The sequence below is a fragment of the Sulfurimonas xiamenensis genome, from assembly GCF_009258045.1.
Lineage (GTDB): Bacteria > Campylobacterota > Campylobacteria > Campylobacterales > Sulfurimonadaceae > Sulfurimonas > Sulfurimonas xiamenensis.
Genome location: NZ_CP041166.1, coordinates 1,385,791 through 1,411,136 on the forward strand (window position 1 = coordinate 1,385,791; position 25,346 = coordinate 1,411,136).

Annotated in this window: 26 protein-coding genes; 18 read left to right on the plus strand and 8 right to left on the minus strand. The window is 33.2% G+C overall.

The window, feature by feature from the left end:
• Positions 1-474, minus strand: coding sequence for a hypothetical protein (locus FJR47_RS06980; protein WP_152299730.1), 474 nt, complete (start codon positions 472-474; stop codon positions 1-3).
• An 85-nt stretch (positions 475-559) separates the two neighbouring features.
• Here FJR47_RS06980 and FJR47_RS06985 point away from each other — a divergent pair, with 85 nt between their 5' ends.
• A complete protein-coding gene (locus FJR47_RS06985; RefSeq protein WP_152299731.1) occupies positions 560-1,276 on the plus strand; it encodes a DUF445 domain-containing protein in 717 nt (238 codons plus the stop codon).
• 23 nt (positions 1,277-1,299) lie between these two features.
• Here FJR47_RS06985 and FJR47_RS06990 read toward each other — a convergent pair whose 3' ends face one another.
• Positions 1,300-1,503: an RNA-binding S4 domain-containing protein gene (locus FJR47_RS06990; protein WP_152299732.1), complete on the minus strand. Its 204-nt coding sequence runs from the start codon at positions 1,501-1,503 to the stop codon at positions 1,300-1,302.
• Positions 1,504-1,764: 261 nt separating this feature from the next.
• On the opposite strand from FJR47_RS06990, the gene FJR47_RS06995 reads away from it, so the two are divergent.
• The 4 genes from FJR47_RS06995 to FJR47_RS07010 all read left to right on the plus strand — a co-directional run bounded on the left by FJR47_RS06995 (position 1,765) and on the right by FJR47_RS07010 (position 4,976).
• Positions 1,765-1,983: a cold-shock protein gene (locus FJR47_RS06995; protein WP_137014185.1), complete on the plus strand. Its 219-nt coding sequence runs from the start codon at positions 1,765-1,767 to the stop codon at positions 1,981-1,983.
• 221 nt (positions 1,984-2,204) lie between these two features.
• Positions 2,205-3,809 (plus strand): ribosomal protection-like ABC-F family protein, encoded by a 1,605-nt coding sequence (gene abc-f, locus FJR47_RS07000; RefSeq protein WP_152299733.1) that lies wholly within the window; start codon positions 2,205-2,207, stop codon positions 3,807-3,809.
• Entirely contained in the window at positions 3,799-4,635 is an 837-nt protein-coding gene (locus FJR47_RS07005) for a DUF5718 family protein (RefSeq protein WP_241855388.1), read from the plus strand. The genes abc-f and FJR47_RS07005 overlap by 11 nt, the downstream gene beginning before the upstream one ends.
• The gene (locus tag FJR47_RS07010) at positions 4,632-4,976 is read left to right on the plus strand and encodes a translation initiation factor (protein ID WP_152299735.1); all 345 of its coding nucleotides are present in this window, start codon (positions 4,632-4,634) and stop codon (positions 4,974-4,976) included. Before FJR47_RS07005 ends, FJR47_RS07010 begins: the two co-directional genes overlap by 4 nt.
• On the opposite strand, the gene FJR47_RS07015 is transcribed toward FJR47_RS07010, so the two are convergent.
• Positions 4,960-8,550: a bifunctional proline dehydrogenase/L-glutamate gamma-semialdehyde dehydrogenase gene (locus FJR47_RS07015; protein WP_152299736.1), complete on the minus strand. Its 3,591-nt coding sequence runs from the start codon at positions 8,548-8,550 to the stop codon at positions 4,960-4,962. The genes FJR47_RS07010 and FJR47_RS07015 overlap by 17 nt on opposite strands.
• Before the next feature lie 190 nt (positions 8,551-8,740).
• On the opposite strand from FJR47_RS07015, the gene gdhA reads away from it, so the two are divergent.
• The 13 genes from gdhA to FJR47_RS07080 all read left to right on the plus strand — a co-directional run bounded on the left by gdhA (position 8,741) and on the right by FJR47_RS07080 (position 20,583).
• The gene (gdhA, locus tag FJR47_RS07020; protein ID WP_152299737.1) at positions 8,741-10,093 is read left to right on the plus strand and encodes an NADP-specific glutamate dehydrogenase; all 1,353 of its coding nucleotides are present in this window, start codon (positions 8,741-8,743) and stop codon (positions 10,091-10,093) included.
• A gap of 243 nt (positions 10,094-10,336) precedes the next feature.
• Positions 10,337-11,029: a Crp/Fnr family transcriptional regulator gene (locus FJR47_RS07025; RefSeq protein ID WP_152299738.1), complete on the plus strand. Its 693-nt coding sequence runs from the start codon at positions 10,337-10,339 to the stop codon at positions 11,027-11,029.
• On the plus strand, positions 11,026-12,045 hold the full coding sequence (locus tag FJR47_RS07030; RefSeq protein ID WP_152299739.1) for a type IV pili methyl-accepting chemotaxis transducer N-terminal domain-containing protein: 1,020 nt from the start codon (positions 11,026-11,028) through the stop codon (positions 12,043-12,045). Before FJR47_RS07025 ends, FJR47_RS07030 begins: the two co-directional genes overlap by 4 nt.
• A 222-nt stretch (positions 12,046-12,267) precedes the next feature.
• Positions 12,268-15,090, plus strand: coding sequence for a nitrate reductase catalytic subunit NapA (gene napA / locus FJR47_RS07035; RefSeq protein ID WP_152299740.1), 2,823 nt, complete (start codon positions 12,268-12,270; stop codon positions 15,088-15,090).
• Positions 15,091-15,147: 57 nt separating this feature from the next.
• On the plus strand, positions 15,148-15,939 hold the full coding sequence (gene napG / locus FJR47_RS07040; RefSeq protein WP_152299741.1) for a ferredoxin-type protein NapG: 792 nt from the start codon (positions 15,148-15,150) through the stop codon (positions 15,937-15,939).
• Positions 15,939-16,766 carry a quinol dehydrogenase ferredoxin subunit NapH gene (napH, locus tag FJR47_RS07045; protein WP_152299742.1) on the plus strand — a complete coding sequence of 276 codons (828 nt, stop codon included), beginning with the start codon at positions 15,939-15,941 and terminating at the stop codon, positions 16,764-16,766. The genes napG and napH overlap by 1 nt, the downstream gene beginning before the upstream one ends.
• 2 nt (positions 16,767-16,768) lie before the next feature.
• Positions 16,769-17,482 (plus strand): nitrate reductase cytochrome c-type subunit, encoded by a 714-nt coding sequence (locus tag FJR47_RS07050; RefSeq protein ID WP_152299743.1) that lies wholly within the window; start codon positions 16,769-16,771, stop codon positions 17,480-17,482.
• Positions 17,482-17,964: a ferredoxin-type protein NapF gene (locus tag FJR47_RS07055; protein WP_152299744.1), complete on the plus strand. Its 483-nt coding sequence runs from the start codon at positions 17,482-17,484 to the stop codon at positions 17,962-17,964. The genes FJR47_RS07050 and FJR47_RS07055 overlap by 1 nt, the downstream gene beginning before the upstream one ends.
• The gene (locus FJR47_RS07060) at positions 17,964-18,914 is read left to right on the plus strand and encodes a WD40 repeat domain-containing protein (RefSeq protein WP_152299745.1); all 951 of its coding nucleotides are present in this window, start codon (positions 17,964-17,966) and stop codon (positions 18,912-18,914) included. The genes FJR47_RS07055 and FJR47_RS07060 overlap by 1 nt, the downstream gene beginning before the upstream one ends.
• Before the next feature lie 18 nt (positions 18,915-18,932).
• Complete coding sequence (locus FJR47_RS07065) at positions 18,933-19,376, plus strand: PAS domain-containing protein (protein ID WP_152299746.1); 444 nt, start codon at positions 18,933-18,935, stop codon at positions 19,374-19,376.
• Positions 19,377-19,458: 82 nt separating this feature from the next.
• Positions 19,459-19,848: a chaperone NapD gene (locus FJR47_RS07070; RefSeq protein WP_152299747.1), complete on the plus strand. Its 390-nt coding sequence runs from the start codon at positions 19,459-19,461 to the stop codon at positions 19,846-19,848.
• 3 nt (positions 19,849-19,851) lie between these two features.
• Positions 19,852-20,151, plus strand: coding sequence for a hypothetical protein (locus tag FJR47_RS07075; protein WP_152299748.1), 300 nt, complete (start codon positions 19,852-19,854; stop codon positions 20,149-20,151).
• Positions 20,152-20,583, plus strand: a complete 432-nt coding sequence (locus FJR47_RS07080; protein WP_152299749.1) for a hypothetical protein — start codon at positions 20,152-20,154, stop codon at positions 20,581-20,583.
• Here the strand turns inward: FJR47_RS07080 and FJR47_RS07085 are convergent.
• From FJR47_RS07085 to FJR47_RS07105, 5 genes are read right to left on the minus strand one after another with little or no spacing between them, the layout of a single operon-like run.
• Positions 20,577-21,857: an aminopeptidase P N-terminal domain-containing protein gene (locus FJR47_RS07085; protein WP_152299750.1), complete on the minus strand. Its 1,281-nt coding sequence runs from the start codon at positions 21,855-21,857 to the stop codon at positions 20,577-20,579. The two genes, FJR47_RS07080 and FJR47_RS07085, sit on opposite strands and share 7 nt — an antisense overlap.
• Positions 21,854-22,456 (minus strand): ABC-type transport auxiliary lipoprotein family protein, encoded by a 603-nt coding sequence (locus tag FJR47_RS07090; RefSeq protein ID WP_152299751.1) that lies wholly within the window; start codon positions 22,454-22,456, stop codon positions 21,854-21,856. Before FJR47_RS07090 ends, FJR47_RS07085 begins: the two co-directional genes overlap by 4 nt.
• A gap of 2 nt (positions 22,457-22,458) precedes the next feature.
• On the minus strand, positions 22,459-23,421 hold the full coding sequence (locus FJR47_RS07095; protein WP_241855389.1) for an MlaD family protein: 963 nt from the start codon (positions 23,419-23,421) through the stop codon (positions 22,459-22,461).
• A gap of 39 nt (positions 23,422-23,460) precedes the next feature.
• Positions 23,461-24,204 carry an ABC transporter ATP-binding protein gene (locus tag FJR47_RS07100; RefSeq protein ID WP_152299752.1) on the minus strand — a complete coding sequence of 248 codons (744 nt, stop codon included), beginning with the start codon at positions 24,202-24,204 and terminating at the stop codon, positions 23,461-23,463.
• Positions 24,204-25,328 carry an ABC transporter permease gene (locus tag FJR47_RS07105; protein ID WP_152299753.1) on the minus strand — a complete coding sequence of 375 codons (1,125 nt, stop codon included), beginning with the start codon at positions 25,326-25,328 and terminating at the stop codon, positions 24,204-24,206. The genes FJR47_RS07100 and FJR47_RS07105 overlap by 1 nt, the downstream gene beginning before the upstream one ends.
• Positions 25,329-25,346: the final 18 nt, after the last annotated feature.

Here is a 25,346-nt window from a genome sequence, read left to right on the forward strand (position 1 = left end):
TTATAAAAGCGATTTTATTACACTGCTTACACCCTGATGCAAGTTATAGTTTGCTATTGGAAAATCCAAAAATTCGTTTTGAAGATTTATACTGTTTTTTGATAGATAATCGCCCAATATCTTTAAATCTATACTCTTATAATTTTTACAGACATTTTCATTAAGTTCAGTTCTTAACAAAACTCCCGCTTCATTGGATTTTTGAATCGTAAATGCCAAAGTTTTTAAACTTACAAGATCGCTCCACTTTAAAAAAAGTTCCGGAGTAAGCTCATCTTGAGCAATTCCTTCAGGACTAAAAAGCATATTTGCATCTCTTAGCGGAATCAAAACACTCAAAATAGCTTGACTAAAAGGGATTACTCTGTCTTTCCAAAAAGGAGACTCTTCTTTACTTTTTAGTTCATCTTCTAAAGTTTGTAAAATTGTTTGTATATCTGCATTTTTAAGAAGATCATAACTTTGCTGTTTCATTCAAATACTCATTTTATATTAAATTTGTGCCATTATAAAATACTTTTAGTATAATTTTGCTTTTATTATTATCTAGGAGCAAAAATTGAAGTTATCTAAAACTTTTCTTACAAACAGCATCGCCGTAATACTTGTTTTTTTATCATTTTTATTTGAAAGTACTTTAAATTCTTTGTTGCTATATACAGGTTTATTTGCACTTTCGGGTGCAGTAACAAATCAACTTGCAATTCATATGCTATTTGAAAAAGTACCTTTTTTATATGGTTCAGGAGTAATACCTGCTAGATTTGAAGCTTTTAAAGATGCTATTAAAAACCTTATGATGAGCCAATTTTTCACCCGAAATCAACTAGATAACTTTTTTAAAAGTGAAGAGAGAAAGATAAATTTAGTTCCTATTATAGAAAAAACTGATTTCTCACCCGCTTTTGACGCGTTAAGCAAAACTGTTATGGAGTCCTCTTTTGGAGGAATGCTTGGGATGTTTGGAGGAGCAAATGCACTTGAAGGACTTCGTGAACCATTCTCTTTAAAAATGAAAAACGCCGTTATTAAAATAGTACAGAGCGAAACTTTTAACTACACTCTGCAAAAGCATCTGCAAAATTCATCTTTAAGTGAGGATATGATTCAATCTATTGAAAATATTATTGAAATTAGATTAAACGAATTAACTCCACATATGGTAAAAGAGATAGTACAACAGCTTATAAAAGAACATCTCTCTTGGCTTATAGTTTGGGGTGGAGTTTTTGGTGGACTGATTGGCTTGTTAAGTTCTTTTATGCTATCAATGTAGCTTCAAACTTAACAAAATCCAACTTAAGAGATTTCTATAACTACATCAGCAATCTCTATAATATCACCCACTTGAATCTTTGCTCTTTTTCTTAACTCAACTTCACCGTTTCTTCTGACATGACCATTAGCAATTATTAGCTTTGCTTCTGCTCCGCTATCGACCAAATCTAGAACTTTTAAAAGTTTATAAAGTTCTATATACTCATCTTTTAACTTATAATTCATACTTTTCTTCTTTATTTAAAATTTCTTATATAATTATAATATGAATAGATATAAAACATATATACAAATTATCGAAAATTGAAAATTATATAAAATTTTTATATTTACATACAAAATTTAAAAACTTTTGATATAATGTTTTTGATGAAAGATTTGTGTGTGTGAGCTCATCTATTAGTATATTCTGCTAGACAAACGACTCCCCTATATTTTGACTCCTCTTCTAAAAGAAGTGAATTTTTACCAAAGAGGTACTACAACATGGCAGAATTGCTAGACGGATCAGTTAAATGGTTCAATGAAGAAAAAGGTTATGGTTTTATTCAACAAGACAATGGTGGCAAAGATGTATTCGTACACTTTCGCCAAGTGAACAGAACGGGACCAGGTCGCGTCTCTTTAGCTGAAGGTCAAAGGGTAACTTTTGAACTAGGCGAAGGACAAAAAGGTCCTCAAGCTGAGAATGTAACTCCGCTATAACTTTTATATTGCAGGCTTAGCGCCTGCAATTTTTATATAACTTTTTTATAAAACTAAAAATAGATTATATTTTCTTACTAATACCCTCAATTCTACAATACTCTATAATATATAAATTTACACTATATTCAATTATTAAATAGGCTTTAAACAACTCTTGGATATAATCGCGAAAAATAAATAGGTGCGTAATATATGTGCCTGCATGAAAGAAACTAACAATGGTAACTGTACAAAATTTAACAATGCGTTATGGAAATAGAGTTCTATTTCAAGATATAAATTTAAAACTAGATCGTCATAAAAGATATGGACTTATCGGAGCAAACGGTGCCGGAAAAACAACCTTTTTAAAAATACTTAGCGGTCAGATCAATGAATATGAGGGTGAAGTTATTATCCCAAAATCAAATAAAGTAGGTGTTTTAGGTCAAAATCAATATGCTTACGAAAACTTCACCATAGCAGATGCAGTTTTATATGGAAATAAAAGACTCTATGATGCAATAAAAGAGAAAGAGCATCTTTATGCAACAGGAGACTTTGAAGATGATTCTGTAAATAATCGCCTTGCAGAATTAGAAGTAATTTCCGTTGAAGAAGATCCTACCTATGAATATGATGTCAATATTGCAAAAATATTAGAGAATGTGGGAATTCCTGCAAATCAGCACAATGAGCTTATGAGCACGCTTGACAGTGCAGATAAATTTAAAGTTCTTCTTGCACAGGTTCTCTTTCCAAAACCTGATGTTTTGTTTTTAGATGAACCTACAAATAATCTTGATATTGAAACAATTAGCTGGCTAGAGGATGAACTAAAGCGTCATGAAGGTACTATGGTAGTTATTTCTCACGATAGACACTTTTTAAATGCTGTTGTAACAAATATTCTCGATGTTGATTATCAAAAAATTCGTGAGTTTACGGGTAATTATGATGATTGGTATATTGCCGCAAATGTAATAGCAAAACAGCAAGAGCTTAACAATGCAAAAAAAGAGAAAGAAAAAGAGCAGCTAGAGGCTTTTGTACGCCGCTTTAGTGCAAATGCTTCAAAAGCAAAACAGGCAACTTCACGACAAAAGCAGCTTGAAAAACTAGTAATCGATGATATCAAGCCATCTTCACGCCGTGACCCGAGCATTGTTTTTAAAGCAAAAAGAGTTATGGGAGATGAAGCACTTCAAGTTATTGGAGTAAACCACTCTTACGGCGACAATGAAGTTTTAAAAGATATCAATCTTAAATTTGATCCGGATGAAAAAGTTGCTCTTATAGGTTCAAACGGTGTAGGTAAAACAACTCTGTTAAAGATTATAATGGAAGAGATGAAGCCGACAAGCGGAGAGATTCACTGGGGAGCAACCATAGAAAACAGCTATTTTCCTCAAGATACAGCAGACATTATCAAAGGTGATGGAACTCTATATGACTGGCTAAGAGGATTTGACCCAAAACGAGATATAGCAGAGATTAGAAACTGTTTGGGAAGAATGCTTTTCTCAGGCGAACAACAAGAAAAATCGGTTGCTAGCATATCAGGTGGTGAAAAACATAGAATGATGCTCTCTAAAATGATGCTTGAGGGTGGAAACTTTTTGGTTCTGGATGAGCCTTCAAACCATCTTGACCTTGAGGCAATCGTGGCACTTGGAGAGGCACTTTACAACTTTAAAGGCAATGTTATTTGTGTATCACATGACCGTGAACTTTTGGATGCATTTGCAAACCGCATAATCGAACTAAGAGAAGACGGCACTTTCGTAGATTTCAAAGGAAGTTATGAAGAGTTTGCAGAAGCTAAGGAAAAAGGTGAACTATAGAGATTTTTTAGGTCTTGGGATCGCAGGTAATTTTGCTCTGCACCTAGCTCAAGCAGGAGAATTAGAAGATTTTAAAGATGTTATCACGGCAGATGAGGCAGCACCTAAAGGGATGTTTCCTTTTTATCTGCCAAAAAGAGTCAGAGAAGCCAAAGAGATCTTAAGCACCTACCCTCTCTCAAGCTCCACCATTAAAATACCAAACAAAGAACTTAATATTCAAGCAGAGCCTGAAGTCGCTCTTATCTGCAGACTTGAATACGAAAACAACAAACCAAGCAAAATAATTCCTACACACTTTGGCGCATACAATGACTGTTCAATCAGAGTTGCAGGTGCTTCCAAGATAAGTGACAAAAAAAACTGGGGCGAAAATTCTAAAGGACTGAGTGAAAATCTCATCAAAATAGACCGCTTTAGCGATGGCGGCATAATGGATAACTACTCCATTTGCAGTTTTTTAAAAAGAGATGGCAAACTTCATGCTTACGGTGAAAATGTTGAACTAAAAGGCTACAGCTACTTCTATGAAAAACTCCAAGAGTGGATGGTAGAGCAGATAAATATCCAGAGAGATTTCGGTCCCCTTGAGCCCTTAAGCGACTATATAGCATCATGTAATAATCCTTCAGATGCCATTATCAGCATAGGTGCCACAAGATATACTTCTTATGGAGAGAGCACATTTTTGCAAGAGGGAGACGAGGTTTTTGTAGTGCTTTACAGTCATACGGAACTCTCTTTGGATGATGTAATCAAAAGCATAAAAAAGAGTAGTTTTGAGTCTTCAAATATGAGTCTTCTCAAACAAAAAGTAATCTTATGAGCAGAGGAAAAAAGCTTGACCTCTTTATCGGTGCAGAAATAGAAGATGGCTGGGCAAAAGTTGAGACTCCCAGAAAAAGTGTCATATCAGGTGAGATATTAGAGCCTTCTAAACATTTTTTAGTTTTTAAAAAAGAGAAGAGACGCGGCAAGACGGTAACTCTTGTCGGCGAATTTCATACACCGCAAAACGACTCAGAAGCACTGTTAAAGGCTTTAAAGAAAAAACTCGGCTGCGGCGGAACTTTTAAAGACGGCTGGATGGAGTTTCAAGGCGAACTTAAAGATAAATTAAGAGCTTTGCTTGCCCAAGATGGTTTTAGATTTAAGAGTGGACATTAGCTTTATCCTTAAGCCCTCTAACTCCTAGATTTCCATATCTGTGATATGAATTTGTAACACTCTGCTCTATAAAGTAGTGAAGCAGCTCAACTCTTCCATGAGATATAAATGGCTCACTTGATATATGTTTTGCCTCATCTTTTAAACCATCATATATTTTTTTGGTTACATGTTTTGGATTTAAAAATCTAATTCTCTGAACTTTTTTCATAGCGCTTATAAGCTCTTCTTCATTTTGCAACTGCAAAGAATCGTCCTTTTCCAAAATCTTTTTAGAATTATTTATTAGCCATACAAGTGCATCATTCTCTATACTTTTTGGTAAAGATATATATAATTTTGCCTTTGCAATTTTAACCGCTATGATAGATGCAAGTATCTCTTGAAATTTGTCACTTTCTTCGCATCTTAAAAGAACACTCTCTACTCCTAAATATCTGATAATATTGCTTTCACCTCTGACATTTGCATAATCATGCTCTTTTGCAAACTCTTTCTCATGCCAATATGAAAATCCTTTTGCTATATTTGATGCTTCAAGAATCTCGTTTGAAAAAGTGTCATTTAAAGCTAACTTTTCAATCTTTTTTATAAAAGGATGAGATAACAGTTCTTTGATATTTTTATTTTGAGAATCTATATTTACAAACTGTGTTACATAGTTAAACCCGCCTGCTTTTCTTCCGCTTCCTATGGCAGATTTTCTCATTCCGCCAAAAGGTTGTCTTATTACAATAGCACCTGTTGTACCACGATTTATATATAGATTTCCGGCTAAGAGCTTCTCTTTCCATATTTTTTGCTCTCTCTCATCAAGGCTCTCTATTCCCGAGGTGAGACCGTATCCTGTAGAGTTTACTATATCTATGGCACTCTTTAAATCATCTGCTCTCATAACGCTTAAAACTGGTCCAAATAATTCATTCATATGACAAAAATCACCGCTTTTTGTCCCCCATCTAACAGAGGGCTTTAACATATAGGGGTTTTCTTCTTCAGCACAAGAGGGCTTTATAAGCCACTCTTCACCATCATCAAGATACTCAAGCGCTTTTTCTAAATTACCTGAAGGTTTTGAGGAGAGCGCCCCTATTCTATTTTCAAAGTTCCAAACAGAACCGACTTTCAAAGAAGAGGCTGCATCTGCTAAAGTTTGTTTGAAATCTTTATCATTATAAAGCTCATCCTCTAAAACAAGCAGAGATGTTGCCGAACACTTCTGCCCTGAGTTATTAAATGCAGAAGCTATAACATTCTTTATTGCCTGATCACGGTCAGCCATTGATGTAACTATCGTAGCATCTTTTCCTCCAGTCTCAGCACTTAGATAAATATCCGGTCGCTGCTTTATCATGCTGTAAGCCGTTTTTTCACCGCCCGTAAAGATAGTAAAATCAATATCTCTATTTGTGACAAGATTCTCTCCTGCCAAAGTTCCGCTTGATGGAAGAAACTGAAGCGTATTTTTACTTACACCCGCACTCCAAAAACATTCACACACCATTTGAGCACAAAGAACAGAGTCTGATGCAGGTTTTAGTATAACCGTATTTCCGGCTGCAAGTGCTGCGGCAACACCGCCTGTAGGAATTGCAACAGGAAAGTTCCATGGGCTGACTACAAGGCCTACTCCCTTTGGAGTCGTTTTCACACCCTCTAATGCCTCTATTTTTCTCATACTGTAAGGATAAAAGTTTAAAAAATCAACTGCTTCTGAAACTTCAACATCTGTTTCTGTAAAAACTTTTCCTACTTCGGCTGCAGCAACACCAATAAGATCTCCTCTTCTTTTTCTAAACTCATGTGCCACATCTAAAAGTATCTTCTGGCGCTCTTTTGTGCTTAAATCTCTCCATCCGTCTGGATCCTCTTTTGCAATTTTTACAGCTTCATGCATATCTTCTGCACCTGCTCTTACATATGAACCGACCAAAACACCATCATGATACTGGGATTTATCTATTACTTCTACAGCATCATCACTCTCAATCTCTTTGGAAGCTACGACAGGTTTTGCACTATATCCTCCGCTTTTAGCTATATTTTTCCATTTATCAGCAATAGATTCTGCCCATCTTTTATTTTGCGGTAAAACAAAGTCGGTATCAGGCTCACTCTTATAAATAAAATTATCCAGATCAACATCAGGTTTTTCAGGCTCTTTGTTTCTATCTTGAACTCTGTAGGGAGTAAGTCTTAAATCTTTTATCTCTTCTATAGCATCGTCGTAACTTTTTATAAGAGTTTTCCAAGCTTCAGAATCAACTTTAAGTCCAAAACTGTGGCGTAAAAAATTCTGCTGGGCAGTATTTTCATCAAACCTCCTTACAAGATAGGCGATTGCATTTGTAAAAGTCTCTTTTGTCGCAGTCGGCGCATAGAGTATGACATCAAGACCCTCTTTTTTCAAAACCTTATAAGCAGTCTCGCTCATGCCCTCAAGCATCTCGGCACTGTAAAATTTCTCAACCTTTCTCTCTTTAGCCAAAAGCATTCCTAATGCGTGATCAAAAAGGTTGTGCGAAGCTACTCCCAAATGTGCATAAGGAGCTACATCAGGTTTCAAAAGATAATCCATAATTATTTTAAAGTTTGCATCACTCTGCGATTTTTTCGTATAAGTAACACACTCCCACTCCCTCAAACTAGCTTCTGTTAGTTCCATCTCCTGATTTGCACCTTTTACAAGACGAATCTTTATAGGTGCTCCTCCATTTTCTACTCTCTTTTTTGCCCATTGAACAAGATCTTTTGTCAATGCCAAAGTATCAGGAAGATATGATTGAAGCACAATACCGGCATGAAGAGATTTAAATTTTTCAAGAGAGAGCGTTTTTTTAAAAACATCAATAGTAAGATGTATATCTTTATACTCCTCCATATCAAGATTTACAAACTTATCTTTCTCTTTACCATCAATATCTGTAAATCTATTCTCTACAGCAACACTATAAATTTTTTCCAGTTTTTTTGAAACCTGTTCTACGCTCCAGTCATGTGCAAGAGGATTGATTTGAGAAAATATAGTAGATATTTTTATAGAAATATAGTCAATATTAGGGTTTTGAAGGGCTTTAATATATTTATTAACTCTATAATCAGCCTCCTCTTCTCCTAAAACTATCTCCCCTATTATATTGATATTTACACGGGTTCCCTCCGCTTTTCTCTTTTTGATATGCTCGATAAGAGCTTTCTCTTCACCCGGAATAACTACATTTTTAATATCATTTCTAAGATATTTTATAAAAATCGGTACAGAAACATTGGTCATATAAATACCAACTTTGCGAAAAGAGAGAACAAGAAGCTCTTCAAAGGCAGTAAAAAATGTTGTGTCTTTATATTTGTTGAAAATATACTCTATTTGGTCCGCTACTCTGTGGGGATTTCTTGAGCGAAAACTCTGATCTAACAGTTCAATCAAAAACATTTTGTTCATGGGGTCTTTTAGCATTCTGCCCATTGTGTCATGAAATTTTTGCTCTACTGACTCTCTATGCTGTTCTATATACTGCTGCCACCCTTTTGCAACGATTTTTGCTTCGTCAAATCTCTCTTTAGATATTTTCATAATTTACAACTCTCCCTACTCTATTTTGCATAATCTACTACTAGACTAACAAAAAAGTAGTTAAGTTGTCAAATTAAAAACAACTTAACATCTGCTGAATTATTTAAATATTCATTAATTTTTATTAATATTATAAAGATTTAATATATCTTATAGTAATATTATTTGAAACCAAACAAAAGGAAAGTATATGCCATATGTAAAAGATGTTTTTGAATATTTAAAGAGATCAAGTCCGTCTCAAACAGAATTTTATCAAGCTGCTGAAGAGGTTTTGGAGTCACTGAGACCGTTAATGGAGAAGTATCCAAAATATAGAGAGCACAAAATTATAGAGAGAATCGTTGAACCTGAGAGACAAATACTCTTTAGAGTAAACTGGGTTGATGACAACGGCGAAATCCAAGTAAACAAAGGTTACAGGATAGAGTTCAATTCGGCTTTAGGGCCATACAAAGGCGGTCTTAGATTTCACCCAAGCGTAAATGCAGGCGTAATTAAGTTTTTGGGATTTGAACAAATTTTCAAAAATGCACTGACAGGTCTTCAAATCGGCGGCGGAAAAGGCGGAAGTGATTTTAATCCAAAAGGCAAATCAAACAATGAAATTATGAGATTTTGCCAAGCTTTTATGAGCGAACTTTACAGACATATTGGGGCGAACACAGATGTTCCGGCTGGAGATATCGGTGTAGGCGGCAGAGAAATCGGTTATATGTTTGGTATGTACAAAAAACTTGCAAATAGATATGAAGGCGTACTTACAGGAAAATCACTTAAATGGGGTGGTTCACTGGTAAGAACTGAAGCAACAGGTTATGGTGCGGTATATTTTGCAAAATATATGCTTGAAGATAGAGGTGAGACTTTAGAGGGTAAAAGATGTGTAGTTTCAGGAAGCGGTAATGTTTCTATCTATACAATTGAAAAACTTTACCATCTTGGAGCAATCCCTGTTACATGCAGTGATTCAAACGGTATGATTTATGATGAAGATGGAATCGATTTAGAACTTTTAAAAGATTTAAAAGAGGTAAGAAGAGAAAGATTAACAGAGTATGTAAAAAGTAGACCAAATGCAAAATATACTCCTGTTGAAGAGTACCCTGAGGGTTGCAATGGTGTTTACAGTATTCCTTGTTATGCAGCATTTCCAAGTGCTACTCAAAACGAACTTAACCTAAACGATGCTAAAAATCTTCTTGCAAATGGCTGTGTTTGTGTAAGCGAAGGTGCTAATATGCCTTCAACTCTTGAGGCGGTTCACGCGTTCATTGACGCAAAAATTTGCTACGGTCCTGGTAAAGCTGCTAATGCAGGCGGTGTTGCTACAAGCCAGCTGGAAATGCAGCAAAATGCTTCTATGAGCAGCTGGACTTTTGAAGAGGTGGATGCTAAATTGGCTCAAATAATGAAAGATATTTTTGTAAATGCAAGTACAACTGCGGCTGAATTTGGTGAGCCTACAAACCTAGTTCTGGGTGCAAATATTGCAGGATTTAGAAAAGTGGCAGATGCCATGATTGAGCAGGGGTTAGTTTAATCATTTTTGCTAAATTTTTTTAGCTTCGAATAAATTTCGAAGCTAAAATATTTAAATATATATTAAGATAATTGCTTCATATTTTTAGTTGTACTATTCTTGCGAAATTCATTAAATAAATATATTTTTATTAAAAATAAAAATGCCATATCAAACAAAAAAATTATATTATTAAAATTTTTTTATAATACAAGATAAAATCAACAGCGAAATATTGGTTAAAAAAGTCAAAAAGAAGTAAATATGACAGAAAAAAACATAACAGATACAAATGAAAAATTAAATTTTATAAAACAGCTCTCTTTTTTTCATTCTCTTGATAATGAAAAATTAGATATCCTTAATAATATATCAAGAATCATTACTTATCCAAAAAACTCTATACTTTTTTATGAAAATGATTTAAACAATAAACTCTTTTTTTTAGTATCAGGTCTTTTAAAAATATATAAAATAGATAAATTTGAAAATGAAATATTTTTATATCATATACATAAAGACTCTCTTATATCTGAGCTTACAACACTCGAAAACGACACAATATACTGCATGTCAAATGCCGAATTTATGGAAGAAAGCATTGTTTTAGAGATTGATTTTTTAGAATTTAAAGCGAATTTTTTATCCAAAAATATATTAAACAATGAATTTATAAATGAAATATTATTAAAAACAAAACAACTACATTGTGTTATAAATAGAGAACTTGTTTTTGATGCAACTGCAAAAGTTGCTTTTTCTTTATGTGATGATTTAGAGATGTTTAACTCTCTTAAAAGGCATGAAGTCTCTTTTATGCTTCATATACAGCCTGAAACTTTATCTAGAGTTTTAAAAAAACTTAAAAGAAATTCTATTATAGATATAGAAAAATCAAAGATTGTTATTTTAAACAATAAAATGCTCCAAAATTTATATAGAGGCGAAATATTATGATTAAAACAAAAAAAATTAGTACAAAAATAAAATTTATCGGTGCTTTACTAATATTTTTAATAACAAGTGTTATAGCAACAACAATATATTTAAATCAACAAAATATTAAAGATGCTTTGACGATAAATATTGCCGGAAAACAAAGAATGCTAACCCAAAAAATAGCAAAAAATGTTTTCTATATAAATTATGATTCTACACAAAATTTTACTGAATTAGACGAAGCTTGTGATGAATTTGCTAACGGGCTAAGCATCCTAAAAAACACAGATAACAATAAAAAAGTGTTAGCTGTTCCTACGAATGAAATATCTACTCAACTCATTGTAGTAAGCAATTTATGGAACTCTTTTTACAAAGATGTTCAAAATTTCAAAGTAATTATAAACTCAAACAAAAACAATGAAGCTAAACTAAAAGAAATAATTTTATCTATATACAAAAACAATACAATATTGCTCGACAATGTAGATAAACTGGTTGCAATGTACACAAAATACAGTGAAGATAAAACAAATTTTATAAAAACTTTTCAATATACATCAGGTGCAATACTTTTTTTACTTTTTGCATACTCGCTTATGCAGTTAAAATCAATAGAATCTCATGTTAATTCATTTATGAAATATTCAAAAATGTTAGTAAAAAGTAAAAATATATCAAATTTAGCTCCATTAAAAGTAGGGTCTGAAAGCGAAAGTGAAATTATTGAAGTAAGTGACACAATAAACTGTTTTATCAAAAAAATAAATTTAGCAGTTGAGTACTCAAATGAAGCACTCAACCAGTCGGAAAAAGCTTCATCAAAATTAGAAGAACTTACTGATGAGTTTGATACTATTATCAATAAATTAAAAAACAAATCATTAGTAACTAAGCATTTAAACAATAGTGAAGATATTGTTATTGAGTCTACAGAAGAACTTATAAATTCAACAAAAAAGTTAATGAATCTAAAAAAAGAGCTTGAAAAACTAACCAAAAGCTGTCAAGATCTTAAGAATCAAAAAGTTTAATAAAATATACTTAATTTTATTTTATTTTTAAGTGCTACTTATATCTACATATTCGAAATATAAAATTATTCTTAGCTTAAAAAACTAATATTTTGACATAGATCAAAGATTTTAAAAGCTCCAAAGTGATATTATAGATTTGTTAATGGACACCTTAACAAAAATTATAGTAGTCGTAGTTTTTACTACAAGTGTTTTAAAAATTATCATATAGGAGAAAATATGTCACTTTCAAGAAGAGAGTTTCTTAAAAGTTCAGCGGCAGCATCTGCAGCAGCAGCTGTTGGTATGAATGTGCCGACAGAGCTAAAAGCAGCGGCTAATCAAGCTGAAGGCGACTGGAGATGGGACAAGGCAGCTTGTCGTTTCTGTGGTACAGGTTGTGGTATTATGATGGCAACAAAAAACGGTAAAATCGTTGCTGTTAAAGGGGATCCAGCTGCACCGGTAAATCGTGGTCTTAACTGTATTAAGGGTTACTTTAATGCTAAAATCATGTATGGTGCTGATAGATTAACTCAACCACTTCTCAGAGTTGATGCAAATGGAAACTTTGACAAAAAAGGTAAATTTGCTCCGGTATCATGGGAAAGAGCTTTTGATGAGATGGAATTCCATATTAAAAAAGCACTAAAACATGCTGGACCGGAAGGAGTCGGTGTATTTGCGTCAGGGCAATATACTATTATGGAGGGTTATGCAGCTCAAAAAATGATGAAAGGCGGATTTAGATCAAATGCTTTTGATCCAAATGCTCGTCACTGTATGGCTTCTGCGGTTGTTGGTTTTTATCAAACTTTTGGTATTGATGAGCCTTCAGGATGTTATGATGATATCGAGTTGACGGATACTGTTGTATCTTGGGGTTCAAATATGGCAGAGATGCACCCGATTTTATGGTCTCGTGTAACTGACAGAAAACTTTCAGATCCAGATCGTGTAAAAGTTGTGTCAATCCAAACATATACACATAGAACATCAGATATTGCAGATATAGAGATTATCTTTTCACCAAATACAGACTTGGCAATATGGAACTATATCGCTAGAGAAATTGTAATGAGAGATGAGGCAGAAGGCATTATTGACTGGGATTTCATTAAAAAACATATCATCTTTACAGTAGGGCCTGTAAACATTGGTTATGGTATGAGAAGAAGTGATGAAAAATCAATTAAAGACGGTAAATATACTGCTAAAGAGATGGAAACTATCTCTAAAGAGATGAAGAAAAAAGTTTCTGCAAAAGAAGCACCTGCATTAGAGCCTTATGGATATAAAGAGGGTGATGTAATGGAAAATATTCCTGGTACTCTTGGTCACTGGGAAATTTCATTTCAAGAGTATAAAAAATCTTTAGAACCTTATACTTTAGACTACACAGCTAGGATAGTTAAAGGTGATCCGGATGAAGATTTAGAGAGCTTTAAAGCAAAACTTCAAGCATTAGCAGATCTATATATTGAAAAAGATAGAAAAGTAGTATCATTCTGGACAATGGGTATGAACCAACATACTCGCGGTACATGGGTAAATACACTTTCATACAATGTACACTTTATGTTAAACAAACAAGCTGTTCCTGGTTCTGGAGCATTCTCTTTAACAGGTCAGCCGTCTGCTTGTGGTACTGCTCGTGAAGTTGGTACATTCTGTCACAGACTTCCAGCTGATATGATGGTTGCAAATCCAAAACATAGAAAAATCACTGAAAACAAATGGATGGTTCCAGAAGGAACAATCAACCCAGTTGGCGTACAACATATTATGAAAATTCATCGTGATATCGAAGATGGGCTTATCAAATTTGCATGGGTAAATGTTTGTAATGCGTATCAAGATTCTGCAAGTGCTACACACTGGATTAAAGCAGCGCGTGAGATGGACAACTTTATTGTTACTTCTGATGGATACCCTGGTATCTCTGCAAAAGTTTCTGACCTCGTTTTACCATCTGCGATGATTTATGAAAAATGGGGCGGATATGGTAATGCTGAAAGAAGAACACAACTTTGGAGACAACAAGTTCTTCCAGTAGGAAATGCTATGAGTGATACATGGCAGTGGGTTGAACTCTCAAAAAGATTTACAGTTAAAGATTTATGGGGTGAATGGGCACCTTCAGGTCCAAGAAAAAAAGCTCTTCCTAGTGTTATAGAACAAGCAAAAGCAATGGGATATAGTGAAGATACTACTATGTTTGAAATTCTTTATGCAAACGATATTGCTAAGTCATACAAACTTGACCAAAATGATCCAATTCAAAAAGGATATGACAATAGTGAAGGTTACGGAGACAGCAGAAATGTTGTAGGAAGTGACGGAAAAGTATTTAAAGGATATGGCTTCTTTATTCAGAAATATCTTTTTGAAGAGTATGCGGCATTTGGACGCGGACATGGTCATGACCTTGCACCGTTTGATATTTACCATAAAGTTCGTGGTCTTAAATGGCCGGTTGTTGACGGTAAAGAAACACAATGGAGATTTAACGCTAAATATGATCCTTATGCAGCTAAAGCTACAAAAGAGACAGGTAATTCACATGCGTTCTATGGAACACTTGCTAAATCACTTAAATTTGGTAACTTAACTGGAATGGATAAAAATACTGAACAAAAATCATTAGCAAACAAAGCGAAGATATTTGCTCGTCCATATATGGATCCACCGGAAATGCCGGATGAAGAATATGACACTTGGTTATGTACAGGTCGTGTACTAGAACACTGGCACTCAGGAACTATGACAATGCGTGTACCTGAACTTTATCGTGCTGTTCCAGAGGCTTTATGCTACATGAATCCAAAAGATGCAGAAGCTAAAGGCCTTAAACAAGGCGGTTTATGCTGGGTAGAATCACGCCGTGGAAAGGTAAAAGCTAGAGTTGAAACTCGTGGTAGAAACAGACCTGCAAGAGGTTTAGTGTTTGTTCCGTGGTTCGATGAAAAAGTATTTATCAATAAAGTTTGTTTAGATGCGACATGTCCAATGTCAAAACAAACAGACTATAAAAAATGTGCTGTAAAAATTTATAAAGCGTAATTTACTAAAAACAAAAAGGAGAGATAGCTTTTATAAATAAAAAGCTATCTATATAGAATGAGAAACAAAACAGAAAGTGATAGAAGAAAATTTATTTTAACAATGGCTCGAGGTGCTGGTATTACAGCTCTAGGTGGTTTAGTATGGAGCGCATATGTAGATGAAGTTACAGCTAGCTCTCTTATACTCAGGCCGCCTGGTGCCATAAAGGAAGAAGATTTTCTAAAAACTTGTATCAAATGCGGACTTTGTGTTGAGGCATGTCCTTATGATACTCTATTACTTGCAAAACCAGGTGATAACAAACCTTTAGGTACGCCTTATTTTATTCCTAGAGATATTCCTTGTTATATGTGTCCAGATATTCCATGTGTGCCTGTATGTCCTACAGGTGCACTTGATGAAGCAAGTGTTACAACGGATGGTAAACTTGACATAAACATCGCGGATATGGGTCTTGCTGTTATAGACAGAGAAACTTGTATTGCTTTTTGGGGTATTCAATGTGATGCATGTTATAGAGCTTGTCCGATATTAGGTGAAGCAATAACTGTCGAATACAACAAAAATGAGAGAACAGGAAAACACGCATATTTGACACCTGTTGTTCATGCAGATGCTTGTACGGGTTGTGGACTTTGTGAAAAAGCTTGTGTTACGGAAAAAGCATCTATCTTTGTACTTCCAAGAGAGGTGGCAATGGGTAAAGCTGGTAATTACTACATAAAAGGCTGGGATAAATCTGATGAAAGCCGTATGGAAGAAGCTACAGAAATAAAAACAGAAACAGAGCTAAGCAAAGAGAAAGCCATGGACTCTTTAAATAGCGGGATGGGAGATTTATACTAATGAAAACACTTTGGAATAAATATCGCTATCTTTTCTTTAGAAGAACCACTCAAATTGGCTTGTTGTTTTTGTATTTTGGAGCAAATGCATGGGGTTGGACTGTCCTTATGGGAAATCTCAGTTCATCATTAGTATTTGAAATCATTCCTTTAAGTGATCCTTACGCAGCATTACAAATGTTTGCAGCTGGTGCTGTAATAGCAACAGATTTACTAATAGGTGCTTTGATAATTGCAATATTTTATCTGATAGTCGGCGGTCGTGCATTTTGTAGCTGGGTTTGCCCTGTAAATCTCATAACGGATGCAGCAGCTCTACTAAGAAGAAAGTTGAAAATTGACAACATTGCAAAAAAACAACCAGCCTCACGCGATATGCGATATTGGGTTTTAGGACTAAGTCTGATTATATCCTTTATGATGGGTGTTACAGCTTTTGAATACATATCACCTATTTCTATGTTACATAGAGGTGTTATATTTGGTTTTGGCTTTGGGTGGGCAGCAATGCTCATTATTTTTCTTTTTGATCTTTTTGTTTTAAAAAATGGTTGGTGTGGACATATCTGCCCACTTGGTGGATTTTATTCATTAATAGGCAAGAACAGCTTAGTAAGAGTACATCACAATGAAGAAAATTGTACTTTATGCATGAAATGCAAAGTTGTTTGTCCTGAGCAGCAGGTTCTATATATGATTGGTAAAGAAAGCATTCCTGTACTCTCTGGAGAGTGTACGAATTGTGGAAGATGTATAGAAGTATGTGATGATGATGCTCTTGGTTTTTCAATAAGAAAACTAGTAAATGATAAAAAAAAGGGAGAGTAATAATGAAAACAATGATAAAAATATCGGTTGGTTTAGTTGCTGCTACACTGCTAATGACTGGTTGTGTAGGTGATACTAATGCTAAATCTTCATCAAAAACAGAAGTAGTACAAACTGTATCTGAAGAGTCATTAGGTTTAAGAAAAACTGACCTATACTCTGAAGATGCTACTGTATCTACAAAAACTGAATATAGAACAGCGCAAGCTACAACAAGTTCAAGAATCCAAAGAGCATTTCAAGATGCTCCGCCAATGGTTCCTCATGATACAACTGGTATGCTACCGATTAAGATCGGTGACAATCAGTGTACTGGCTGCCATATGCCGGAAATAGCTACTGCAATGGGTGCTACACCAATTCCTGTATCACATTTCACGGATTTTAGACCTAAACATAAGATGGTTAACGGTGTTTTTACAAAAGCAGTAGATAACTTAAAAAATGAAGTTGCTATTAAAGAGAATAAACAACTTCAAGGTGCAAGATACAACTGTTCACAATGTCATGCTCCGCAATCTCAAGGTAATCTACTTGTAGAAAATACATTTGAGCCTGTGTATACATCGGCAGACGGTGCAGAAAAATCAAGCTGGAACGGAACAAAGCTTACTGAATCTTTAGATACTGTTATTGGCGGTCCAAGCTATGTAACTGAAGAAGATCTTGACAACAGCGAATCAAAAGCTGGTGTTTTAGAGGGTGCAGCTCACTAATGCAAAGAAGAGAGCTCTTTAGCTCTCTTGCTTCCTCTTTAAAAAGCAGCAGAAAGCAAGAGAAATTATTAAGACCGCCATATTATACAGATGAATCTCTTTTTCATAATGAGTGTAGCAAATGTGATGCAGCGTGCGCCACTGTTTGTGAAGAAGATATAATTAAAATTTCAGATGATAAAACACCATATTTAGTATTTTCAAATAGTGGTTGCACATATTGCGACAAGTGTGCTGAAGCATGTAAATTTGGAGTATTAAATATAGAAAACAAAAAGCTCATTAATGCTACAATAACGATAAATAAAAACAGTTGCTTAAGTTGGAATCATACAATGTGTTTTTCTTGCAAAGATCCATGTTTAGATAATGCGATAGATTTTCAGGCTATGTTTATGCCGACAATAAATGATAAATGCACAGCTTGTGGGTTTTGCATAAGCAGGTGTCCGACAAATGCAATACATATAAAGGTATTATAATGAAAATCATTACTCTAATAACACTACTGTTAACACTTCTTTTTTCACAGGAGATTAAACAACCTGTCTCTCAATTTACTTCAAGCGGACCAGTTGTAGATCTGTTATATAAAGATGGAAAGGTATACAGTGCAACAAATGCCAGCTGTGTAGATATTTTTGATTTTAAAAGCAGAGAACTTATCAAAAAAATAGAGATACCTAAAATAACAGATTTTATGGGTGATGTTGTGCACTCAAAGGTTTACTCTGTTGATGTTATCGATGATAAAATACTAATTTTATCACAGGACAAACAGGGTTTTAGAAGAGTTCATCTTCATCAAAACGGAAAAACTGAACTTTTATTTGATTATAATAAAGCACTTACAATAGCAAAAGCTAAATTTTTAAATAGCGATACTATTTTATTGGGATTGTTAAGCAACGAGCTTGTTTCATACAATATAAAAAATAATTCTAATAATTGGATAATTCAAGTTTCAGCCGCAAAATTTTCAGACTTTGTTTTAAATGAGTCAAAGTCTGAAGTTGTGGTTGCTGATGAGAGCGGAGATTTAAAAATTCATAGTACAAAAGATGGAAAACGCATAAAATTATTAGCCGGTCAAAACCTAGACAATGTATTTCAGGTGGATTATAAAAACGGTATTATTGCAACAGCCGGTCAAGACAGAAGAACTGTTATATATACTCCAAAATTAAACTCATCCTATTATTTAGAATCTGATTTTTTAATTTACAGTGTTGGGCTATCTCCAAGCGGTAAAATTGTAGGATACTATAGCGATGAAGCCAACAATGTAACTTTAGTAAATACTATTACTAAATCCAAGATCGGTATATACGGCGGCAATCCTATGACAATTTCAAAAATAGTTTTTATAAATGAAAAAGAATTTTTAGTTTCAAGTGATGCAAATGTTATTAATTTATATAATGTAAAATAACAAACCAGGAGGAAGAAGATGGAGTATAATGAAAGTGAATTTTTAATAGAGACAGAAGTGCCTTACGATGAAGTTATAACATCAAGAACGGATTTAAAAGGTAATATTACTTATGCAAATGAAATTTTTTGTGAAATAAGCGGCTATTCTCTTGAAGAACTTTTAGGAAAACCTCATAACATTGTTAGGCATCCTGATATGCCAAAGAGCGTTTACAAAGAGTTATGGGATACAATAAAAAGTGGAAATCAATGGATAGGTGTTGTTAAAAATCTACGAAAAGACAAAGGTCATTATTGGGTCAAAGCTATAGTCTCTGGTGTGTACAAAGATGGAGAGCTTGTTGAGTATAAATCATTAAGAACTCCAATAGAGTATGACGAAAAGTTAGAACATCAAAAATTATACGATAAAATGCGTAAAGAAAATGGTGAAAAAACAAGAAGAGTAATTTACGAATAACTGAAAAACTCTTTTAAGAAGAGAATTGATAAAGCCTGTGAAAATTTATTTCACCGGTAATTTAAAAACAAAAGGAAAAAAAATGAATATTTCAAGCATTGTCGTTCAAACATTACCAAAATATTTAGACGAAGTGGTACAGAATCTTAAAGATTGTGAAGTATGTGATTATCATATGCATGATGAAAAAGGGCGAATTATTATAACAATCGAAGGTGAAGCAGTTTCAGAAGAGTTGGAAAAACTAAGAGTTATAGAAGCTATTCCACATGTAATAACTGCTGATATGCAGATGTCTTATAGTGAAGATGAGCTCGATGCACATATGGAAGTTATTGCAAATGGCGATGCAGTTCCAAAAATGTTAAATGACGACAGTATCCCTGCATCTGCAATAAGATACAATGGTGATTTAAAGAAAAAAGAAGATTTAACGACATTTGCTAAAAATTTTGATAAAACAAAGAGGTAAATTTTGTCTATTATATTTGAATCAACTATAAAAATGGTTGAAGGTAGTAAAACTGATTGGTATATTGAACTCAAAGATACTATTGATGGCACTATTGAAATATGCAAAGATTTACAAGAGTACTCCAAAAAAATAGAAGAACTTGGAAATAAATATGGTGGCATTATAGATGAAGTCAAATGGAATAAAAATGAAGATATTCATCCCATAATAATAAATGAAATCAGATTTAAAATGGCAGAACTCCAAAAGGAGATTGAAGAAGAGAGAGGTGAACCTATTATTAAAGAGGAAAATAGCTAAGTGGAAGCAAAAGCTATAAAAACTCTCAAATATTTAAGTATCCCTGAAATTAAAAAGCATTTAAATAGTGTTGAATATATTATTATGGCAGCACCCGCTCCTGAGCATTTTAAAAATACGCCTATTCATTTTACTATATTTTTAAATACACATGAAGAGTTGCCAAGAGATATTCAAGAAGCCATTTTTAATAAATTTTTAAATGAAAACAGTATAAAAAATCCTGCAGAAGTTATGAGCAAAATTATGCCTGTAGGATTTTCTCAAGGAACTCAAGAAACTTTTATGCCTATGCTTTTAATTAAGCAGGAAGACAAAAAAGATATACCGAATGTGCCTATGTTTGTTATAGATTTTCTCGCTGATTCCGAAAATTTTCATGAAGCAAAAGAGAAAAGTTTAACCGGTTGGAGCTACTCTTATAATCAATAATTAGCTAAAGCCTCTATCTCCTCTATACTTTTTACGATAGCATTAGAGAGGTTTTGTGCTCCATCTTTTGTAACCAGAATGTCATCTTCTATTCTTATTCCGATACCACGATATTTTTTCGGCACACTTTTATCATTTTTATCTATATACAAACCCGGTTCTATAGTTAAAACCATGCCTTTTTGGAGTGATATTTCTTGGTTTTTTGTATCTTTGTATGGCGCAGGATCATGAACATCTATTCCCATCCAGTGCCCTATTCCATGAGGATAATATCTCTTATGCTTTTGCTGTTTTATCAATTTTTTATAATCACCCTTTAAAATTCCCAATTCAACCATCCCTTTTGTCAACATCTTTTCTGCAATCTCCTGCAAGTGAGTTCTTTTTACTCCCGGTTTTATCATGTTGATAATTTTTAGCTGTGTATTTAAAACAAGATTATAGAGCTCTTTTTGTGGCTGTGTATACCTTCCGTTTACTGGAATTGTTCTTGTTATATCGCTTGCATAATAGTTATGTTCGCAACCTGCATCAATAAGAATCAGCTCTTTGTCTATCATAGGCTTGTCATTTTCTATATAATGAAGCGTATTTGCATTATTGCCGCATGCAACAATAGATGTATACGCATCGCTGTAAGCAGAGTTTATTTTAAACTCATGCTCTATCTCTGCTTGAAGCTCATACTCATATTTGTTTCTTTTATTTAAACACATAGCTCTGTGATGTGCTTTGGCTGTTATAGCGATTGACTCTTTAATCAACTCTATTTCTGCAGGAGATTTAAATAATCTCATTTTTTGTACTATTTGTGTAATGTCATATCTATTTTTAAAATCTTTTACTAATTTTAAAATCTTTTTAAATTCTTGTTTTTTTGAATTTACTTCACAATAGATATTTTTTTTATTCTTTACAAAGCTTTTAAATCTTTTTTTAAATTCATCGCTTGTATATACCTCATCCACTTGAAATCTTTTTTTAGCTTCTTTTTCGCCAAGCCTTTTTCCTGTCCAAAGTTCTAATAATTCATCTTTTTTTTGAACAAAAAGAGCTGTTTTATATTTGTTTTTAGTTTTTATAAAAACCAAAACAGCATTGTCCTCCTTAAAACCAGTCAAATAGTAAAAGTTACTATCTTGTCTGAAAGGGTGCTGTGTATCATGGGACCTTGTTGTATACTCAGCACTAAAAATAATTCCAACTGAATTATTTAGCATTTTTTTAGCCAGAAGATCTCTTCTTTTTTTATACTCACTCTCTTTTATCATCTGCAAACTCCATTAAGCCATTCTATATTTTTAAAAATTATTTCAGACAAAGCAATATTTAAAGCCTCCACACCACCTTGTGCATTAGGAGTTTTAACATCAACTCTTGAATTAAAAGTTTTTGATTCAATTATAGTGTTTGTTTTAGAATCAATCAGCGTAAAGCTTATAACCATATTGACATATGAATTTTTTAAATCTTCACTGTAAAACTGCATAAACTCTTCTATATTACTCTCTAATATAAAATCATTTTCCCCTCTTGATTTTGAAGATTGAACACTTTTAAATAAGTTAGAGTTTCGTATGCTTTTTAAAATTTCTAAAGTTATAAAATCATTAGGTGACTCTTGCCACTGAGCTTGAGAATATGAAAAAACTCTATTTTGAAACTCTGTATATTTCATATCTGAATGCATTAAAGACGATAAACTAAATGCTTGAGAAATTTTTATTATCTTATCTTTGCATCCATCTACATCGGCACTAAATATCTTTGAATTATCTGTTGAAACAAGCTTATACTTTGTAACAGCAGGTTTAATTGTTGTACATCCTGATATAAACAAGATCATAATTATAGCTAGAGCTGTTTTCATCTCTACTCCTCTCCAGGTCCTTTTTTAATTTCTTCTTGTAAAAATATAGCATCAGCCGGACTTCTTTCATATTTGTCAATAACTTCTTGAGTTTTTACAATCAATTGTTGCATCTCAAAAAGTGTCCCGTTTATATTATGCACCATCTCACTCGTAATTGCTTTTATATTAAATTCTCCGCTTTGTAATGCGGATTTAAATGTTGACATTGAATCTTCTACTTCAAGGTAACTATTCATTATTGAATTAAGCGATAAAGCCATATCATCTTCAAATTTAGTACTTTTTTCTATTAAAACAGTTATTTTTGGCATCATTTCATCAAGTTTTTTTGAAGAGTTATTTAAATTTTCAATAGTTTGTTTAAAATTAAGAATTGTTTTATCATCTAATATCTGATTCATTTTAGAGAGCAAAAGAGCGCTATTTTCTAGCACTAAAGAGATATTTTCCTGATTTTCATCTTTTAATAAATGCTGTATTCTCTGAAGTATCTCAACCATATTTATAGATACATTTCCAAATGTATTTTCAATTTTTATAAGTAGTGAAGGAATTGTTTTGATAACCGGATACTTCTCACCTTTTTGAACTGTTATAGGTTCAGCATTTTCATTGCCAAAACTTAAATTGATATAGCTAAGCCCTGTAATGCCTTGTGAAGTAAGTTGTGCAACCGTAGATGATTTTATAGGAGTGGATTTTAAAATACTTACTAAAACTTCAATTTGTTCCGGATTTTTTGGATTAATATTTAGTGCTGTAACTTTACCGACATCAATACCTCTGTATTTTACCGGAGAATCTAAGTTTAAACCTGAAACTGACTCATTAAAATAGATAGCATACATTCTCATTTCAATCTCTTTAGAGGGCTTTAAAAGCCAATACCCAAATGCCATCATAAGAGATAAAGAAAAAAGTACTAAAAACCCGATTAGGCTATAGTTTACTCTATTATTCATAATTTTTTTTCTCTTTCATGTAACAAATATTTTTTATTATCATACACTTTTTGTCCCTTTAAAAAAAGTTTTAACAAATCTATTTTCAACAACAAATATATTGTCCAAATCACCTTCATACACTATTTTTTTATTATCAATAACTGCAACTTTATCGAGTGTATCATAAATTGATTGCAAATCATGTGAAATCATAACAATTGTTAAACCAAGTAAATCACGAAGTTTTAATATTAAAGCATCAAATTCTCTAGCAGAAATTGGATCAAGCCCGCTTGTAGGTTCATCCAAAAATAGAAGTTTTGGATCCATTGCAAGAGAACGAGCCAATGCTGCTTTTTTTTTCATTCCGCCGCTTATTTGAGATGGGTAGAGATCTGCATCGCTAGAGTTTAATCCGACAAGAGCTATCTTAAATTCCACTATATCATCAATCATAGCTTTTGATAAATCACTATACTCAACAAGTGCCAGCGCTATATTTTCTTTTAAGCTCAATGATGAAAAAAGTGCTCCCGATTGAAACAAAACACCCCACTCTTTTCTTAACTTTACTGCTTCTTTATACTTAATAGAACTAAGTTTATGCCCCAATATTTCAATTTCTCCATCTTGAAATTTTTGAAGCATAAGCATCTCTCGTAAAAGAGTTGTTTTTCCACATCCGCTTGGACCCAAAAGTCCATATATACTCCCTTTTGGCACACTTAAACTAATTTTATCATGGACAACTTTATCTCCAAATTTAGTTTCTATATCTTTTACTTCAATAATATTATTCATTATATTCCCAAATTTGTAAAAGCAATTGAAAAAATCGCATCACATATAATAACAGCAAAAATTGACTCTACCACACTTTTTGTTGTATTGAGTCCTATGCTTTGCGTATTGTCCTTTACAAGCATTCCTCTATATATTGCAATTGAAGCAATTAAAAAAGCAAAAAACGGTCCCTTTGCTATACCGACAAGGAAATGCTTCAGTGCAACAACACTATTGAATCTATCTAAAAACATATCAGTTGTAATGCCTAAATCTAAATTTGCAATAACCATTCCGCCAATAATTGCCATGATATCTGATATAAAAATAAGTATCGGCATAGCAATCATAAGAGCAACAATCTTTGGAATAACCAAAAATTTATAAGGATCAAAACCCATTGTTTGCATTGCATCCAATTCTTGCGTTATCTTCATTGCTCCTATCTGCGCTGTAAATGCCGAACCGCTTCTTCCTGCAATAACTATTGCCGTAATAAGTGGTGAGAGTTCTCTAAAAATAGATATTCCAAGCATATCAACTATAAATATATTTGCACCATATATTTTTAACTGATAGGCTGATTGATACGCCACAACAAGACCAATCAAAAAACTTGTCAAAGCAACAATACCAAATGCTTTTACAGCAGTTTCATTTATTTCAAAAGCTATCTCTTTGTATCTTATATTTTTATAATATATAAGATATTGTATTTTATTTGCAAAAAGTTCACCCATAAATGATAAAAAAGATAAAAAAACAAAATAATTTTTATATGTATCTTCGCCCAGTTTTTCTAAAAAACCTCTTTTTTTACGATGTAAAACTTTTTTAGACTGTAGCTTTTGTTTTTTTACAAGTTCTAGCATATCTGAAATTTCTTGATTATCACAAAGCAGACCTTCAAGCAAAATATTTTTTGATAAGAGTTGTTGTTGTAAATTATATATAAAAATAGATGCAGCACTGTCTAAAAAGTGCAATTGCATTAAATCTATAACTACACTATGAACTTTACTTAAATCTGCAGTGTTTACTCTTTTTTCATATTTTGTAAGGTTATAAAGAGTAAGCTCTCCTTTAAATTTTAAAAAAAGCTTATTGTCAATATATAAAATATCCAAAGATGAGTCATGCATAATAAAAAGTCAACAACC

Bases quoted from the DNA above. Each gene is read 5' to 3' on its own strand.
- FJR47_RS06980 (WP_152299730.1), bottom strand. From the start codon at position 474: ATGAAACAGCAAAGTTATGATCTTCTTAAAAATGCAGATATACAAACA.
- FJR47_RS06990 (WP_152299732.1), bottom strand. From the start codon at position 1,503: ATGAATTATAAGTTAAAAGATGAGTATATAGAACTTTATAAACTTTTA.
- FJR47_RS06995 (WP_137014185.1), top strand. From the start codon at position 1,765: ATGGCAGAATTGCTAGACGGATCAGTTAAATGGTTCAATGAAGAAAAA.
- abc-f (WP_152299733.1), top strand. From the start codon at position 2,205: ATGGTAACTGTACAAAATTTAACAATGCGTTATGGAAATAGAGTTCTA.
- FJR47_RS07010 (WP_152299735.1), top strand. From the start codon at position 4,632: ATGAGCAGAGGAAAAAAGCTTGACCTCTTTATCGGTGCAGAAATAGAA.
- FJR47_RS07015 (WP_152299736.1), bottom strand. From the start codon at position 8,550: ATGAAAATATCTAAAGAGAGATTTGACGAAGCAAAAATCGTTGCAAAA.
- gdhA (WP_152299737.1), top strand. From the start codon at position 8,741: ATGCCATATGTAAAAGATGTTTTTGAATATTTAAAGAGATCAAGTCCG.
- FJR47_RS07025 (WP_152299738.1), top strand. From the start codon at position 10,337: ATGACAGAAAAAAACATAACAGATACAAATGAAAAATTAAATTTTATA.
- FJR47_RS07030 (WP_152299739.1), top strand. From the start codon at position 11,026: ATGATTAAAACAAAAAAAATTAGTACAAAAATAAAATTTATCGGTGCT.
- napA (WP_152299740.1), top strand. From the start codon at position 12,268: ATGTCACTTTCAAGAAGAGAGTTTCTTAAAAGTTCAGCGGCAGCATCT.
- napG (WP_152299741.1), top strand. From the start codon at position 15,148: ATGAGAAACAAAACAGAAAGTGATAGAAGAAAATTTATTTTAACAATG.
- napH (WP_152299742.1), top strand. From the start codon at position 15,939: ATGAAAACACTTTGGAATAAATATCGCTATCTTTTCTTTAGAAGAACC.
- FJR47_RS07050 (WP_152299743.1), top strand. From the start codon at position 16,769: ATGAAAACAATGATAAAAATATCGGTTGGTTTAGTTGCTGCTACACTG.
- FJR47_RS07055 (WP_152299744.1), top strand. From the start codon at position 17,482: ATGCAAAGAAGAGAGCTCTTTAGCTCTCTTGCTTCCTCTTTAAAAAGC.
- FJR47_RS07060 (WP_152299745.1), top strand. From the start codon at position 17,964: ATGAAAATCATTACTCTAATAACACTACTGTTAACACTTCTTTTTTCA.
- FJR47_RS07065 (WP_152299746.1), top strand. From the start codon at position 18,933: ATGGAGTATAATGAAAGTGAATTTTTAATAGAGACAGAAGTGCCTTAC.
- FJR47_RS07070 (WP_152299747.1), top strand. From the start codon at position 19,459: ATGAATATTTCAAGCATTGTCGTTCAAACATTACCAAAATATTTAGAC.
- FJR47_RS07085 (WP_152299750.1), bottom strand. From the start codon at position 21,857: ATGATAAAAGAGAGTGAGTATAAAAAAAGAAGAGATCTTCTGGCTAAA.
- FJR47_RS07090 (WP_152299751.1), bottom strand. From the start codon at position 22,456: ATGAAAACAGCTCTAGCTATAATTATGATCTTGTTTATATCAGGATGT.
- FJR47_RS07095 (WP_241855389.1), bottom strand. From the start codon at position 23,421: ATGAATAATAGAGTAAACTATAGCCTAATCGGGTTTTTAGTACTTTTT.
- FJR47_RS07100 (WP_152299752.1), bottom strand. From the start codon at position 24,204: ATGAATAATATTATTGAAGTAAAAGATATAGAAACTAAATTTGGAGAT.
- FJR47_RS07105 (WP_152299753.1), bottom strand. From the start codon at position 25,328: ATGCATGACTCATCTTTGGATATTTTATATATTGACAATAAGCTTTTT.